Here is a 15,234-nt window from a genome sequence, read left to right as displayed (position 1 = left end):
CCTTACTTATGAATACGAACTGACACATTCATTCCAGGAACAATATTTACTGATTTACTATGATCTAAAGAAACTTTAACTGGTACAACTTGCTTTACTTTCGTATAGTTCGCTGTTGCGTTACTTGATGGTAACATCGAGAATGTATTCGCTGTTGTTAATCCAACTTGTTCTACTTTTCCCGTTAACGTTGTATCTGGGTATGCGTCTACATACACATCTACTGTTTGGCCTTTTTGAACATCATCAATATTTGTTTCTTCAATATTTGCTGTTACCCATAAATTGCTCATATCAAATGCATAAGCAATTGGGCTACCTGCCCCAACGAACGCATTAGTTGTTGCATTTGATTGTACAACTGTTGCATTTTGCGGAATTGTTACATCTACTGTTTGTTCACCATTTGCTCCTGCTACAGTAACCGCACCTAATTTATCGTTCTCATTGTAATTTTTTCCGACTTCAGCTTTCCAGTCTGTTAATTTACCTGCTACTGGTGATGCAATTGGGATTACTTTCCCGTCAATCTTTGCATTTTCTGTTTTTAAATAGTTTTCCGATTGATTGTAATAGTAATAACCGCCAATACCGCCGCCAACTAATACAATTAATGTGATAATGTTGATAATTACCATTCTTCGAAACTGATTCATTGCATTCCTCTCCTTATATCGCATATAATTTTTTTCTAAACTATTTATATCCTTAGTGTTTATATTGTTTAATTGTTAATTATATTAACCTTTAAACAAAAAAAGCACACCTTTTACGACGCAAACTATGTTTTGTCTGCATCCTAGCGGTGCTGATTTCTAAAGGACTATCGTTTATAATTATAAATAATTATCCCGAATCTACAACCAACAATTTAAACCTATATGTTGTTTAAACAACATTACACTATACATGTGTTGTTTAAGGTTTAAAAATTAAACGAGGTGAAGTAAAAATGTCTATTAAAAATACAAATGATCCACGTGTAAAACGAACGAGACAACTCATACAGGATGCTTTTGTCGCTTTAGTAGGCGAAAAGGGCTTCGAAAATGTAACTGTGCAACATATCGCGGAACGCGCTCCTGTAAATCGTGCTACATTTTATAGCCATTACCATGATAAATATGATTTATTAGAAAAAAGCATAGAAGAAATGTTAGAAAAACTAGCTGCAGTAATTAAACCACAAAATCGAAATAAAGAAGATTTTCAGCTCACTTTTGATTCACCGCATCCAACTTTTTTAGCTTTGTTTGAGCATATCGCAGACAATACTAATTTCTATAACGTTATGCTCGGCGATAAGGCAGCTGGAAACTATTCTTATAAAATGATGAAAACAATTCAAACACATTTAACATTAAGCCTATCTATTTCCCAGCCAGATGATGAAGACCTTATGGTCCCTCGTGATATTCTTATTAGTTATGTTACAGGCGCTCATATCGGAATGATTATGTCATGGTTAAAAAGAGGCATGATTTATACCCCACATTTCATGGCAATGCAATTAACTCGCTTAATTATTTTAGGAGCTCATACTGCAGCAGGATTAGAAAGACCGTTTTAAAAATGGAAAAAGCGAAGGAGGTTATCCTTCGCTTTTTTCTATTAATTAAATGTAATGTTATGTACAGCCTCTTTATCAAGACGTTTAATAACTTCTACAATTAACTTCACTGCGTTTTCATAATCATCACGATGTAACATCGCTGCATGAGAATGAATGTAGCGTGTCGCAATCGTAATTGCCATAGATGGGATACCATTTACAGAAATGTGAATTGCTCCTGCGTCCGTTCCCCCGCCGGCTACAGAATCATACTGATATGGAATTTGTAATTCATCCGCAACATCAACAACAAAATCACGTAAACCTGTATGACCAATAACAGAAGCATCATATAGAATAATCTGCGGACCATCACCCATTTTACTTTGTGCTTCTTTTGCCGTTACACCTGGTGTATCACCAGCAATACCTACATCTACTGCGAATGCGATATCTGGCTTAATATAGTTTGCAGATGTTTTCGCACCACGAAGACCAACTTCTTCTTGTACAGTCCCAACGCCGTATACAACGTTTGGATGCTTTTCATCTTTTAATTGTTTTAATACGTCAATTGCAATTGCACAACCAATTCGGTTATCCCATGCTTTTGCAAGTAACATCTTTTCATTCTTCATCACTTGGAATTCGAAGTACGGTACAACTTGATCTCCTGGTCGTATGCCCCACTCCATCGCTTCTTCTTGGCTAGAAGCACCAATATCGATGAACATGTCTTTAATTTCAACTGGCTTTTTACGAGCTTCTGGAGGTAAAATGTGCGGTGGTTTTGAACCAATTACACCTGTTACATCTCCTTTACGCGTTACAATCGTTACGCGCTGTGCAAGCATAACTTGCGACCACCAGCCACCCACCGTTTGGAAACGAAGGAAGCCTTTGTCATCAATTTGCGTAATCATAAAGCCGACTTCATCTAAATGACCTGCAACCATAATTTTCGGGCCGTTTTCTTCCCCAACTTTTTTCGCAACTAAACTTCCTAAATTGTCAGTAGAAAGTTCATCTGCAAACGGCTCAATATATTTCTTCATTACTTCACGTGGTTCGCGCTCGTTACCCGCAATACCGCGTGCGTCTGTTAATTCTTTTAGCATTGTCAATGTCTCGTCTAATTTTATCATTGCCAACACCCTCCTTTTTCTTCAGTCACTTTATTATACAAAAGGAAATTGAAATATTCAAAAATTAAATTAGTATCCTTGTGTTTGACGCTGATGATTTACTTCATTTTTATCTAAATATGCTTTTTCAATTTCATCTTGTTCAAATTCAAGCGCTTGTCCAAGGCGAAGATAGCTTGTAAATAGTTCAATATAGTTCGTAATAGAAGGTTGATCTGTAAAACGAATTACTTTCGCATATGTGTCTAAGAAAATTTCCACTTGTGTTTTATTCGTTTGCGCACATTTATAGAATAAGAAGTTTTTATCAATTCCTAAATCGATTCCGATTGATAAAATAAAATGTAAACCATCTACGTATTCTTCTAATATTACTTCACGTTCTGAAGCTGGTTTATTGCTCCAATATTTAAAACAACGTGTTTCATTTGCAAGTTCTCCAATTTCTACAAGAAGAGCTAACATTTTTTCTTTTAACAATTTTTTCGGTTGTAAGTCATGTTCTTTCACAATACGGTCATCTAATTCTTTTTGTAATTTAAATAGTTGTAGTAAGTCCATTCTATTGTCCTCCTCCAACATCGCATTTTCCGCAACAATGTTGTTTCATCTCAAAGTTCATTATTATTTTTCGTTTCTTATTAACAAGTCAGCTACCTACATCTTTATAAAGATAGCTTGTCCTTAATTTGCAAATACGTTTCAATCATCACTCATATATTGTTCACTTGATGAAAGCTCCATATCATCTTTCCATTATAGCAGTGTCGTTTCTGCTAGGAAAGATGCACTTCTCACGAATGAGTTCAAATAAAAAAAGTCAGGAGGATTCTCCTGAGTTTATATATATATTCTTTTATATCGCTATAGCTTTTATATTGATTTTGTCATATCGATAACGACACATCCGTTAATCTTTCCTACTTTCATGTAAAAGTCTCCACGTTATCGTTACAAAAATTCTTACAAGCACATCTTAATATACTTGAGCAAGAAATAACGATAATAAGTGGCTAATTTTACAATAAATACAAATAAAAAAACCTTAGAAGAAAATCTTCTAAGGTTTTAAACAATTAGTTAATGTTGTTTTTTGCAACTGTTGCTAATTCAGCGAAAGCTTTTTCGTCATGAACAGCTAAGTCAGCAAGCATCTTGCGGTTAACTTCGATGCCAGCATTTTTTAAACCGTGCATTAAGCGGCTGTAAGAAAGACCATTCATACGAGCTGCTGCGTTGATACGTGTAATCCATAATTTACGGAAGTCACGTTTCTTTTGACGACGGTCACGGAATGCATACATTAGAGATTTCATAACCTGTTGGTTAGCAACCTTAAATAATGTACTCTTAGAACCGTAGTAACCTTTTGCTAATTTTATAACTTTTTTACGACGTTGACGAGTAACTGTACCACCTTTTACTCTTGGCATAATATTACCTCCTAGTTTGTTCTATATATCAGCCGAACTTATTTTAAGTTGTCAAGCATTTGACGAATGCGTTTGAAGTCACCAGCGCTAACTACACCAGCTTTACGTAGTTTACGTTTAGCTTTTGTAGATTTGTTAGCGAATAAATGGCTTGTGTAAGCGTGAGAACGCTTCAGTTTACCAGATCCAGTCTTTTTGAAACGCTTTGCAGCGCCGCGATGAGTTTTTTGTTTAGGCATAGGTATTTCCTCCTCTATCTATTACTTATCGTTTTTCGGTGCTAAAACTAAGAACATACTACGTCCTTCCATTTTAGGCTTAGATTCAATTGTACTAACTTCAGCACAAGCTTCTGAGAAGCGATCTAAAACACGTTGACCGATTTCTTTATGAGTAATGGCACGTCCTTTAAAGCGAATTGACGCTTTAACCTTGTCGCCTTTCTCTAAAAACTTGACAGCATTACGAAGTTTTGTGTTAAAGTCATGTTCATCAATTGTTGGACTTAAACGAACTTCTTTCATGCTAATTACTTTTTGATTTTTGCGCTGTTCTTTTTCTTTCTTCTGTTGCTCAAAGCGGAATTTACCGTAGTCCATAATGCGGCATACTGGTGGTTTCGCATTTGGAGCAACCAATACTAAATCAAGATTAAGACCTGCAGCTAAGTCTAAAGCGTCATTACGAGACTTGATTCCAAGTTGATCGCCGTTTGCGCCAACTAAGCGTACTTCACGTGCACGAATTTGCTCGTTAATCATCATATCCTTGCTAATAGTAAGCCACCTCCAAGGTTTTCTTAGAATACGTTTTGCAATTGTAGAACCCGAACAAAAAAAGTGCGGGCACACGGCACCCACACTTGTAATATCTTTAGTAAGAAATACATTTACCTGCTAACTGCGAATGCGTCCATCAGGTGAGAAGCGGGTGCTTCTACTTGTCAAAACCATATTCTATTATCCTTGATGAGTTTATCATAGGACATGACGTCTGTCAAGAAGACGCGATGTGTTTTACTAACAACAAGAAATATTGTAACAAACAACCAGCATACTTGCAATACTTTTTTATGATAAGTATTGTTTGGTTATTTTTTCTAGATTTTCTTTTTTATAATACATAAAAAAGCCGCGGTATACCGCGGCTCTTTCTTATCGTTTTCCTTCTACCTTAATCATGTCAACAAACGCATCTAATGCGATTGTTTCTGATTTTTGTTCACCATATTTACGTACGTTAACGCCATTTTCAGTAACTTCATTGTCACCTACTACAAGCATGTACGGAATCTTTTGCATTTGTGCTTCACGGATTTTGTAACCAATTTTCTCTTCACGAGTGTCTAATTCAACACGGATACCAGCACGTCGTAATTCATCTTGTACTTTCTTCGCATAGTCTAAATGTACTTGCGGAGAAACTGGAATTACTTGCGCCTGAACTGGAGCTAACCAAGTTGGGAATGCGCCTTTGTATTCTTCAATTAAGAAGGCTACGAAACGTTCCATAGTTGATACAACACCACGGTGAATTACAACTGGACGATGTTGTTTACCGTCTTCACCAACGTAAGTTAATTCAAAGCGTTCTGGAAGTAAGAAGTCTAATTGTACAGTTGAAAGTGTTTCGTCTTTTCCAAGAGCAGTACGAACTTGAACGTCAAGTTTCGGACCATAGAATGCCGCTTCACCTTCAGCTTCATAGTAATCAAGACCCATTTCATCCATAGCTTCTTTTAACATACCTTGTGCTTTTTCCCACATCTCATCATCAGCATAATACTTTTTAGTATCTGCTGGGTCACGATAAGATAGACGGAATGAATAGTTTTCTAAACCGAAATCTTTGTACACTTCTAACGTTAAGTTTACAACACGTTTTAATTCTTCTTTAATTTGATCTGGACGAACGAAAATGTGCGCATCATTTAAAGTCATTCCGCGTACACGTTGTAATCCAGATAATGCTCCAGACATTTCATAGCGGTGCATTGTTCCAAGTTCCGCAATACGGATTGGTAATTCACGGTAGCTGTGAATATCGTTTTTATAAACCATCATATGGTGAGGGCAGTTCATTGGACGAAGAACTAACTCTTCATTATCCATTTCCATTGATGGGAACATGCCATCACGGTAATGGTTCCAGTGACCAGAAGTTTCATAAAGCTCTCTACTTCCTAATACTGGAGTGTATACGTGATCATAGCCTAAGCTTGCTTCTTTATCAACGATGTAACGCTCGATAATACGGCGAATTGTTGCACCTTTTGGTAACCAAAGTGGTAAACCTTGTCCTACTTTTTGGCTATTAGTAAATAGTTTTAACTCTTTACCTAATTTACGGTGATCGCGCTCTTTCGCTTCTTCAAGCATACGTAAGTGCTCATCTAATTCTGCTTTCTTAACGAATGCAGTACCGTAAATACGTTGTAACATTTTATTATTGCTGTCGCCGCGCCAGTAAGCACCTGCAACACTTAATAATTTAAATACTTTAATTTTCCCTGTAGATGGAAGATGAACACCACGGCATAGGTCGAAGAATTCGCCTTGCTCATAAATTGAAATAACTGCATCTTCTGGAAGATCGTTAATTAAATCTAATTTTAACTCATCGCCGATTTCTTCAAAGCGACGAAGTGCTTCTGCACGTGGTACTTCATGACGAACGATTTCTAAGTTTTCGTTCACGATTTTTTGCATTTCTTTTTCGATTTTCTTGAAGTCCTCAACTGTAATTGCTTCTTCCATATCAATATCGTAGTAGAAGCCATTTTCGATTACTGGACCAATGCCAAGCTCAAGCTTAACATCTTTATATAAACGTTTTAACGCTTGTGCTAAAAGGTGAGCTGTTGAGTGGCGTAAAATATATAAGCCATCTTCAGAATCTAATGTAATAATAGAAACTGCACCATCTTCTTCGATTGGTGTAACAAGATCGATCATCTCATCGTTTAATTTTCCAGCCACAGCTTTTTTCTTTAAGCCTGGGCTAATAGAAGCTGCGATTTCTTCAGTTGTTACTCCTTTTGGAAACTCCTTCACAGCTCCATCAGGGAAAGTAATTTTAACTACATCTGCCATCACTGGTCACTCCTCTTTTTTTTCAAAATAAAAAACACTCATCCCATAAAAAGGGACGAGTGTTGAATTCGTGGTTCCACCCTTGTTCCAATTAACCTTATTGTTAATTGCTCAAGTTCAACATAACGGTGTTGTCCGTTAGCAATTACTAGAAAAACGTTCACTGCTAAAGTTTAGAGGGGGTAAGTAATAATCCCGTACTAGGAAGCTCGCACCCTAAGGCTTCCCTCTCTGAAAATCGTAGATAACTACTCATGTCCTCATCATGACATTTCAATATATTTCATTTATGTAGGTAATTATATGCTCAAAAACTTAGAAAATCAAGGGCGTTACCTTTATTTTTTAAATTTTTCACATTGCGCTCAAACTCATGCAAACCATGTAATTCGACTCGTTCCTGAAATACATTTCGCAAAGTAATAATCATATTATGATCTTGTTCTTTCGTATATAAATAAATCTTTTTCGGCGAAATAGAAAGAAGTGGTGCAATTACTTTCGTATCGATATATACATCCTGTTTCTTTAATAATTCTTCATCTATATATTGAACCAATTTCTCCTGTTTTAAACGCCTACCTTTATCATCATAGAAAATAAAACTTTCATCAAAAATAAGATGTACACAGGACAAACGTGATTTCCGGCTACTTACTTGTTGGCGAAGTGTCTCAATGAATATTTGGTATTCCTGCTCCATCTTATACTCATCAATTGCAACTTCAGCAAGCTTAGTTACCATTTCCCTATATGTACGAAGACGAAAACGAACGTATGATGAAAACGAGAATGAGAGCGGATCACAAAGCCAATCATTCAAAGACGACGCAATATAAGATTCAAATTTTTGACGTGTTAAATCACTAGCTACTCCTTTTCTTCTTTCCTTTAAAATCTCATGTGCCATATGCAATATTTGATGACACTCTTCTTGTTCTTCATAAAAAAACTTTTCCTTTAAAATGGTATGAATCCATTCATTTTGTTTCACATTCATAATGAAATATAGTAATACTGGCAATAAAATCTTTTCAATATAATTTGATTCACATAATGGTATATGAATAACAACCTTTTGTTCGTTTAAATATACACTTGTTTCCTTATATAAGGATTCTGTTCTTTTCGTTAGTTGTCTGTATACGTACACAGCATCATTTTTTTCTTCGAAGCAAATTTCAATCACTTTTGTCCCCCCTTTTATCCCCGCTCTAAAGGATTGCATCTATACGTTACAAATCCTATAAGAGTCCGATCTATGGAAGTTCACTCTTAGTAGAAACCTATCTCCCATTGTTAGAACATCCACTCGATATGGCTTGCTAATTTTATATATATTAAGGGAGGGAGAAAAAAATGATACAAGCTACTCTGAAAAAATGATTAAAATAAAGTGAAACTTTAATCAGTGGAGGTTTTGTCCATCCTCCACTGATTATTAGCCCGCACCAATCGAGCCTTTACGGGCAGCAGGGCTCCCACCTAACTTCTTTGCTTTACAGCCGAATTTTGAGGTGGGAGTCTTACTGCCCGCCAATAGCGGGATAAAAAAGAGCAAGCTTCTCAGCTCGCTCTTTACTTATTACGACGATTTTTCCCACCAATTGGGATTGGCTTCGCTAAATATTTAATTCGTTCCATAATACGGGCCGCTTTCATCTCTTCTGCTTCACCGCGCTGTGTATACGTTAAATGATGTTCCAACTGTTTGAAATCAAAGTTAGATGTAAAGAACGTCGGTAAGTTTTCCAACATACGGAATTGCAAGATTGCACCGAGTACATCATCACGTACAAAACTTGACATCGCTTCTGCCCCGATATCATCTAACATTAATACTTGTACACGTTTGACAGCATCAATCTTTCCGCTAATCGAATTATCTTGAATCGAACTTTTGATTTCACGTAAAAATTCAGGGAAGTATACGAGCATCGAACTAATTTTCTTTCGCGCAAGCTCATTTGCAATTGCCCCTAAAAGATACGTTTTCCCTACACCAAATTTACCGTACAAATATAAACCTTGTGCTTTTTTACCTGGTTCGTATGTGTTTAAAAATTCATTCGTTGCACCTATTGCATCAATACGTGCATCTAAATCTGAAGGGTCTAAATTTTCCATAGTTGCCTGCAAAATGTCAACTGGCATATATACACTTTGAACGAGTTTTTCATATTTTTTTCTCTCATCATATGCTACTTTTCTAATACAACGATCGTATTGAATATCAATCATCTTACCTTGAATGACGAGCTTCGGCTCATATCCTTGTAGCATATTTTTACATGACCCTAAATCTGGACAATCCGCACACCCTACACTTTGTCCAATATATTCATATAACTTCACAAGACTTCGTTCAATCATAGAAGTCGTTACTTCACCTTTATGTTCGTCTATAAATTCTTTCACACGAGGGTGCGCCATCACTTCTGCCTTTAAGACTTCATATCTATTTTTAAAGTTTTTATTTTCCATTAATTTCGTAAATGAATTTTGAATATGCTCCATTTTCTCACCTCAAAGAGCGTTCATTTTCTTTTATTAATCACGCTTATATTTTTTCAATACTTCTTCTAATCGTTTCCGTTCATCTTCTAACGTACTTGCATCTTTTTTCGCACTTACGTCATTTTTTACAGGTTCTTTCTCTTCTTCTTTCGACTCTTCTTTAAGCCAATCTGGTACCATTTCTTTTCGCACTGTTTTCTTCGCTGTACGACCTTTTTTCTTCGTCTCAGCCCACTCTTGATATTGACGATTCTCTTCTTTCGCTAGCGCCATCGCCTCGCCTACTGTACCGACCTTTTTTCGCGCCCAATGTCCAGCAATCTTCTCGACATACGTTTTAGCAAGCTTCATATCTGAGCGTAGCATAACGTAATAAATAAGTACATTCACAACCCCTGGCGTTAACTTTTGATTTATCATTACATCCTCAACGATTTGCAAGTCAGCTTTCGTCGCCTCTGCACCGCCTGAAATCTCTTTCAATAGTTGTTTTGGCGAGATTTCCTCTAACTGTTTCATTAGCATCTCTTCTTGCGTAGATGGCTCTTTCTCTTTCATTGTACGAGCAGCATGAGGTTGCACTCTTTCACTTAATACAGGTAACGCTTGACCATTTTCGAATTGATACCAATCGCGTGCTCCCTTCCGAAGCCTTTCGATATCAATTGTTTGCACTTCTGTCACTGCGCCAAGAACGATATTTTGCATCGATAACACATCCACACCGTACACATAAGCGAGTGTAATAACACATTCTCTCACTTGATCTGTAATCGCCTTTTTAGGAACAAGGGCTGATAGTCCGTCTACAAATAAAGAGAAATCAAAGAAATCGTTCCAAACTTTCGGAGCATCCCCATTCTCGTTACTTGGCATAATTGTCGTTTTCGGGATACGCAGTTCTTCTTGCGCATATTCAAACTGACCTGGGTTAAACGAATCAAATATATCGTTGAAGGAGCGCGTAACATTTTCATAAGAAGCAAAATCGAATTCTTCTTCTAAGAAATATTGCTTTACTTGGTTGTATTTTGTCCGACTCAAGCGATTATATAAAAAGATACTTAAAACAATATCATCAAAAAACTGCTTCGGAGATAAAGGTGGTTGCAATTCATATATAAACATCCGAATATCTTTTTCTTTCTTAATATATACATTTAAAAGACCAATCGCTTCTAACTTTACTCGTTCCCCATATATTTCAGGAAGTTGCATTTGCATAGTCACCATAAGGGAGTGATGTGTATTCTCTTTTCCAAACACACGATCTTGCTCTAACTCTCCCCATAGTGTCATGTATAAGCTAAAAGCTCTACTACCTATTAACGGCTGATACAACATCGTTAATACTTTCCGGTCGTAATTATGTAACAACCCTTTCGCACTTACTTTATAACGATCAATCGGCAATAGCTCCATCCATGACTGTTTTTCCATTCTTGCTTTTCCTTTCTCTCATCCAATCTAGCCTACATTTCACTCGTTCTATCTTTATTATATAATTTATTAGCGAAAAAGAGCTATTAGCTTCCGCTTCTAGCTCTCTTATCTCGTTTACTTACAGTATATAAAGAGATTCCTTCTACTCTCTCTCTTTTTGCAGTATATCTTTTAATTCTTCAATAAATACATTTAAATCTTTAAATTGACGATACACAGAAGCAAAACGTACGTAAGCAACATCATCAATATCACGAAGTTCTTCCATAACAATTTCACCAATCATATCACTTTTCACTTCTGATATACCTAAGTTACGAAGTTCACGCTCCACACTTTGTGTTACTTCCTCTAACTGCCTTAAAGATACAGGTCTTTTTTCACACGCTTTAATTAAACCGCGTAAAATTTTCTCTTTATTAAACTCTTCTCGTGTTCCTTCTTTTTTAACAACGATAAGAGGTGATTCTTCTACTCTTTCAAATGTCGTAAAGCGACTTAAACAACTTTCACACTCTCTTCTTCTTCGAATAGAGCGCCCCTCGTCTACCGGACGCGAATCTAACACTCTTGTTCCATTATGAAAACAGGATGGACAACGCAATTCATTCACTCCTTTACACTATAATCTTTATTCTTTCGCTACTCACCTACATGTGAAAATATATATACAATATTATATAACTCATTCTTCTATAATGACCACTCTAAGTTATTACATATCGTGATCCTATTTTATATAAACTAAAAAAGAGGTGCATTATACACCTCTTTACATTTTAAATCAATTATGTTCTTTTTTAAAGAGCTTTTGTTTCTCTCTGCTTAATTTCGAAGCTACCAGTGCCTCGAGGAAGCTCGATGCTCTCACGCGTTTTCGCGTTTAAACCTTCTGCAATATATTCTGCAGCAACATTTGGATCAATACGATCCCCACAAGTATAAACATCAATACTTGCGTAACCGTGCTCCGGAAAGCTATGAATTGTTAAATGTGATTCCGAGATAATTACTACTCCACTTACACCTTGTGGTGCAAATTTATGAAAAGCAACCTCACGTACTTCAGCACCAGCTCTTAGTGCTGCATCCACAAATAATTGTTCAATATACGGCATGTCATTAAGCTTGTCGAAATCGCAATCCCAAAGTTCAGCAATCACGTGACGACCCATCGTATCCATAGTATCCATTCTACAGTTCCCCCTTGTAAATTTATTCTAACTGTTCGAATTGAAAACTAATTTGCAATTTGGCTTGCTCCACTACCACGGGGGAAAGTTAGTCCAGAGAGGTCCTAACCCTTTAAGTAGTGACTACGTACCTCAGCTCTTAAGTTTACGAGTGTTAGTATACTTTGTTTATTTTCATTTTGCAACAACAGTTTTTTCGATTTTCTGTCATATTTTCCTCTTTACTTTTCCCTAAAAAAAATTAATGATTCACGAATACAGTAATCCCAACGTTTCGTGGTATGTCCACTATTTAAAAATATACTTATATAATTTTTTTCCTTTTCAGAAAAAAATAAAAAAGAGGGCAAATTTTCACTTGCCCTCTCTCGTTCACTTAAATATGTTGCACATTTTTTTGTTTCGCTAATTCATCAACAACTAACGTTACAAGATCTACAACACGACGAGAGTAGCCCCACTCGTTATCATACCAAGCAAGTACTTTCACTTTACGATCACCCATTACCATTGTAGACAAACCATCAATAATAGCTGAGTGTGTATTTGTATTAAAATCGATAGACACTAAAGGCTCTTCGCTGAATTCTACAATTCCTTTTAATGCACCGTTTGCAACAGTTTTGAATGCTTCATTAATATCTTCAACTGTTACATCACGTTTTACGTCTACTACTAAATCAACAAGAGACACGTTTGGTGTTGGTACACGAAGTGCCATACCATGAAGTTTTCCGTTTAAGTGTGGAAGAACTTTTGCTAGCGCTTTTGCAGCACCCGTCGTTGTTGGAATGATGGACTGTCCGCAAGCACGCGCTCTTCTTAAATCTTTATGTGGGTTATCAATATTTTTTTGGTCATTTGTATAAGCATGAACAGTTGTCATTAAACCGTTTTCAATTCCGAACTGCTCATCTAACACCTTTACAACAGGCGCTAAACAGTTTGTTGTACAAGATGCATTTGAAATAACAGTATGCTTTGTAATATCTAATTGGTCTTCGTTCACACCAACTACGATTGTTACATCTTCATTTTTACCAGGTGCTGTTAAAATAACTTTTTTCGCTCCAGCTTCAACATGAAGAATTGCTTTTTCTTTCGAGTTAAATTTACCAGTTGCTTCAATTACAACTTCAACACCTAGATCTTTCCAAGGCAACTCCTTTGGATCGCGGTTGTTTAAAAGGCGAATCATTTTCCCATCAACTAGTAAGTGATCTTCAAATGCTTCCACTGTTCCGTCAAACTTTCCATGAACTGTATCATATTTAATTAAATGCGCTAACGTTTCTGATGGATAGCTTGCATTTATTGCTACAATTTTGAATGCGCTTTCTTTTATTGCTTGACGAAATACCATTCTCCCGATACGTCCAAATCCATTAATTGCCACACGAGTCATAATATGTTATCCCCCTTGAATGCGTTATACTATTTATCTCCAATCCCAATAATAGTATAACACAAAAAGGAGATATGTCACTAAGCATTTTCATTAATTTCACAATTTTTTAATCAATAATGTTCCATTCTTTCAAAATAGAGGCTAATTGTGTTTTCGTTCCAGTAATTGTGCCATCATTATAAATTACTTCATCTGCCTTCTTTACTTTTTCTTCTAATGGCATTTGAGATTGAATACGAGCCGTTGCTTCTTCTTCTGAAAAGTTATTTCGTTTCATTAAACGTTCCAATTGCGTATTCGGTGTGACTGCTACAACTAAAACACGATCAACGAGATTTGTTAATTTACTTTCAAACAAAAGAGGGATATCTAACACAACCGCTTGCATATCTTCTTTTATGTACATCTCCTTTTGTGCATTCATTTCTTCACGCACTGCAGGATGAACAATTTCGTTTAACTGCAATCGTTTTTCTTCATTATAAAAAACGACACTCCCAAGCTTTGGTCGATCAAGCTCTCCATCTTTTTGTAACACTTCCGTTCCGAACACCTCTACAATTTTGTTATATGCCGGTTTTCCTCGTTCTACAACTTCTCGCGCAATAATATCTGCATCAATAACCGGTATACTCATTTCACGAAACATTTCTGATACCGTACTTTTTCCGCTTGCAATGCCTCCTGTTAATCCAATTACTACTGTCATAATAATCCTCCTCACAATATTAAAGGCGCGAAACTAATGTTCCACGCCCATACTTACATTTTCCAAATTCCAATAATAATGAGTAATACCCCAGGCAGGAATGTAAATTTTTGTAACCATTTCATATTTGATAAAATCGTACCGAGCTTCATTCCAATAAATAAAAATAAAGAACTCATAACCGCGACTAATACCGCCATCATCGCGGGTGCATAACCTAATAAAGATGCACCAATTCCAGCACCAAACGAATCTATAGAAAGAGCGATACCGAGAAGTAACGCTTCTCCTGCAGAGATAGTTCCTGATTTATCAAAATCCGCAACTGTCGGCTTCCGCAAAATTTGAATCACTAGCCCGAGTGAAGCAATTTCTAATTTCCAAACCTTCTCCTCTTGCTTTGGTTCTTCTTTTTTATCACTTCGAAAAAATTGGTATAATACCCAAATTCCAATTCCAATAAGAACAAATCCGCCGATACGCGTTGCGATAACAGGTGAAAATATTTTCGCGATCATATGTCCAATTCCCATGGAAACGAGCATTACAGCTGCTGAACAGATCCCGATAATTATAATTGATCTTAGTGGAATTCTTACGCTTCTTAAACCATATGTTAGCCCTACACTACAGCTATCTAAGCTTAATGTAAAAGCTAATAAAATAAGAGATAAATAAAGGTACATCGGTAAGCTCCTCCCTTATACATAGCTCTGCTCTATGTATATGACAAATGCCTATC

At 36.4% G+C, this 15,234-nt stretch carries 16 protein-coding genes and 2 other annotated features; of the genes, 1 reads left to right on the top strand and 15 read right to left on the bottom strand.

Annotation, left to right across the window (positions count from 1 at the left end; all coding sequences use genetic code 11):
* Positions 1–2: 2 nt before the first annotated feature.
* Positions 3–656, bottom strand: a complete 654-nt coding sequence (locus tag MR066_RS21890) for an HlyD family secretion protein (RefSeq protein ID WP_002143336.1) — start codon at positions 654–656, stop codon at positions 3–5.
* Positions 657–952: 296 nt separating this feature from the next.
* On the opposite strand from MR066_RS21890, the gene MR066_RS21885 reads away from it, so the two are divergent.
* Positions 953–1,570 (top strand): TetR/AcrR family transcriptional regulator, encoded by a 618-nt coding sequence (locus MR066_RS21885; protein ID WP_002015467.1) that lies wholly within the window; start codon positions 953–955, stop codon positions 1,568–1,570.
* A 41-nt stretch (positions 1,571–1,611) separates the two neighbouring features.
* Here MR066_RS21885 and MR066_RS21880 read toward each other — a convergent pair whose 3' ends face one another.
* The 14 genes from MR066_RS21880 to ytaF all read right to left on the bottom strand — a co-directional run bounded on the left by MR066_RS21880 (position 1,612) and on the right by ytaF (position 15,178).
* Positions 1,612–2,697: a M42 family metallopeptidase gene (locus MR066_RS21880; protein WP_002088917.1), complete on the bottom strand. Its 1,086-nt coding sequence runs from the start codon at positions 2,695–2,697 to the stop codon at positions 1,612–1,614.
* A 69-nt stretch (positions 2,698–2,766) separates the two neighbouring features.
* On the bottom strand, positions 2,767–3,258 hold the full coding sequence (locus MR066_RS21875) for a dUTP diphosphatase (protein ID WP_002015469.1): 492 nt from the start codon (positions 3,256–3,258) through the stop codon (positions 2,767–2,769).
* A gap of 515 nt (positions 3,259–3,773) precedes the next feature.
* Positions 3,774–4,130 (bottom strand): 50S ribosomal protein L20, encoded by a 357-nt coding sequence (rplT, locus tag MR066_RS21870; RefSeq protein ID WP_001138364.1) that lies wholly within the window; start codon positions 4,128–4,130, stop codon positions 3,774–3,776.
* A gap of 38 nt (positions 4,131–4,168) precedes the next feature.
* The gene (gene rpmI, locus MR066_RS21865) at positions 4,169–4,369 is read right to left on the bottom strand and encodes a 50S ribosomal protein L35 (protein WP_001125945.1); all 201 of its coding nucleotides are present in this window, start codon (positions 4,367–4,369) and stop codon (positions 4,169–4,171) included.
* Between the two features lie 21 nt (positions 4,370–4,390).
* A complete protein-coding gene (gene infC / locus MR066_RS21860) occupies positions 4,391–4,894 on the bottom strand; it encodes a translation initiation factor IF-3 (protein WP_002015470.1) in 504 nt (167 codons plus the stop codon).
* Positions 4,895–4,957: 63 nt separating this feature from the next.
* Positions 4,958–5,078: a sequence feature (ribosomal protein L20 leader region), on the bottom strand.
* A gap of 206 nt (positions 5,079–5,284) precedes the next feature.
* The gene (gene thrS, locus MR066_RS21855; RefSeq protein ID WP_002190845.1) at positions 5,285–7,222 is read right to left on the bottom strand and encodes a threonine--tRNA ligase; all 1,938 of its coding nucleotides are present in this window, start codon (positions 7,220–7,222) and stop codon (positions 5,285–5,287) included.
* Positions 7,223–7,270: 48 nt separating this feature from the next.
* Positions 7,271–7,498: a binding site (T-box leader), on the bottom strand.
* Between the two features lie 31 nt (positions 7,499–7,529).
* A complete protein-coding gene (ytxC, locus tag MR066_RS21850) occupies positions 7,530–8,411 on the bottom strand; it encodes a putative sporulation protein YtxC (RefSeq protein WP_033709482.1) in 882 nt (293 codons plus the stop codon).
* A gap of 389 nt (positions 8,412–8,800) precedes the next feature.
* The gene (gene dnaI / locus MR066_RS21845) at positions 8,801–9,739 is read right to left on the bottom strand and encodes a primosomal protein DnaI (protein WP_002015473.1); all 939 of its coding nucleotides are present in this window, start codon (positions 9,737–9,739) and stop codon (positions 8,801–8,803) included.
* Positions 9,740–9,772: 33 nt separating this feature from the next.
* Entirely contained in the window at positions 9,773–11,179 is a 1,407-nt protein-coding gene (locus tag MR066_RS21840; RefSeq protein WP_002015474.1) for a replication initiation and membrane attachment family protein, read from the bottom strand.
* A gap of 145 nt (positions 11,180–11,324) precedes the next feature.
* Complete coding sequence (gene nrdR, locus MR066_RS21835) at positions 11,325–11,786, bottom strand: transcriptional regulator NrdR (RefSeq protein ID WP_001203686.1); 462 nt, start codon at positions 11,784–11,786, stop codon at positions 11,325–11,327.
* A 196-nt stretch (positions 11,787–11,982) separates the two neighbouring features.
* Positions 11,983–12,366, bottom strand: coding sequence for an adenosylmethionine decarboxylase (gene speD, locus MR066_RS21830; protein ID WP_002003660.1), 384 nt, complete (start codon positions 12,364–12,366; stop codon positions 11,983–11,985).
* A gap of 385 nt (positions 12,367–12,751) precedes the next feature.
* Complete coding sequence (locus tag MR066_RS21825) at positions 12,752–13,780, bottom strand: glyceraldehyde-3-phosphate dehydrogenase (protein WP_002129350.1); 1,029 nt, start codon at positions 13,778–13,780, stop codon at positions 12,752–12,754.
* Between the two features lie 109 nt (positions 13,781–13,889).
* Complete coding sequence (gene coaE / locus MR066_RS21820) at positions 13,890–14,492, bottom strand: dephospho-CoA kinase (protein ID WP_088034060.1); 603 nt, start codon at positions 14,490–14,492, stop codon at positions 13,890–13,892.
* A 53-nt stretch (positions 14,493–14,545) separates the two neighbouring features.
* Complete coding sequence (gene ytaF, locus MR066_RS21815; protein ID WP_002129352.1) at positions 14,546–15,178, bottom strand: sporulation membrane protein YtaF; 633 nt, start codon at positions 15,176–15,178, stop codon at positions 14,546–14,548.
* Positions 15,179–15,234 lie beyond the last annotated feature (56 nt).

Source organism: Bacillus cereus group sp. BfR-BA-01523, assembly GCF_022662615.1.
Taxonomy (GTDB): domain Bacteria; phylum Bacillota; class Bacilli; order Bacillales; family Bacillaceae_G; genus Bacillus_A; species Bacillus_A mycoides.
This window is presented reverse-complemented; position numbering and strand designations above follow the sequence as displayed.

Excerpts from the sequence above, each read along its gene's own strand:
- coaE (WP_088034060.1), bottom strand. The coding sequence starts at position 14,492 with ATGACAGTAGTAATTGGATTAACAGGAGGCATTGCAAGCGGAAAAAGT.
- speD (WP_002003660.1), bottom strand. The coding sequence starts at position 12,366 with ATGGATACGATGGGTCGTCACGTGATTGCTGAACTTTGGGATTGCGAT.
- MR066_RS21825 (WP_002129350.1), bottom strand. The coding sequence starts at position 13,780 with ATGACTCGTGTGGCAATTAATGGATTTGGACGTATCGGGAGAATGGTA.
- MR066_RS21840 (WP_002015474.1), bottom strand. The coding sequence starts at position 11,179 with ATGGAAAAACAGTCATGGATGGAGCTATTGCCGATTGATCGTTATAAA.
- MR066_RS21885 (WP_002015467.1), top strand. The coding sequence starts at position 953 with ATGTCTATTAAAAATACAAATGATCCACGTGTAAAACGAACGAGACAA.
- thrS (WP_002190845.1), bottom strand. The coding sequence starts at position 7,222 with ATGGCAGATGTAGTTAAAATTACTTTCCCTGATGGAGCTGTGAAGGAG.
- ytaF (WP_002129352.1), bottom strand. The coding sequence starts at position 15,178 with ATGTACCTTTATTTATCTCTTATTTTATTAGCTTTTACATTAAGCTTA.
- MR066_RS21890 (WP_002143336.1), bottom strand. The coding sequence starts at position 656 with ATGAATCAGTTTCGAAGAATGGTAATTATCAACATTATCACATTAATT.
- infC (WP_002015470.1), bottom strand. The coding sequence starts at position 4,894 with ATGATGATTAACGAGCAAATTCGTGCACGTGAAGTACGCTTAGTTGGC.
- rpmI (WP_001125945.1), bottom strand. The coding sequence starts at position 4,369 with ATGCCTAAACAAAAAACTCATCGCGGCGCTGCAAAGCGTTTCAAAAAG.
- MR066_RS21875 (WP_002015469.1), bottom strand. The coding sequence starts at position 3,258 with ATGGACTTACTACAACTATTTAAATTACAAAAAGAATTAGATGACCGT.
- dnaI (WP_002015473.1), bottom strand. The coding sequence starts at position 9,739 with ATGGAGCATATTCAAAATTCATTTACGAAATTAATGGAAAATAAAAAC.
- MR066_RS21880 (WP_002088917.1), bottom strand. The coding sequence starts at position 2,697 with ATGATAAAATTAGACGAGACATTGACAATGCTAAAAGAATTAACAGAC.
- rplT (WP_001138364.1), bottom strand. The coding sequence starts at position 4,130 with ATGCCAAGAGTAAAAGGTGGTACAGTTACTCGTCAACGTCGTAAAAAA.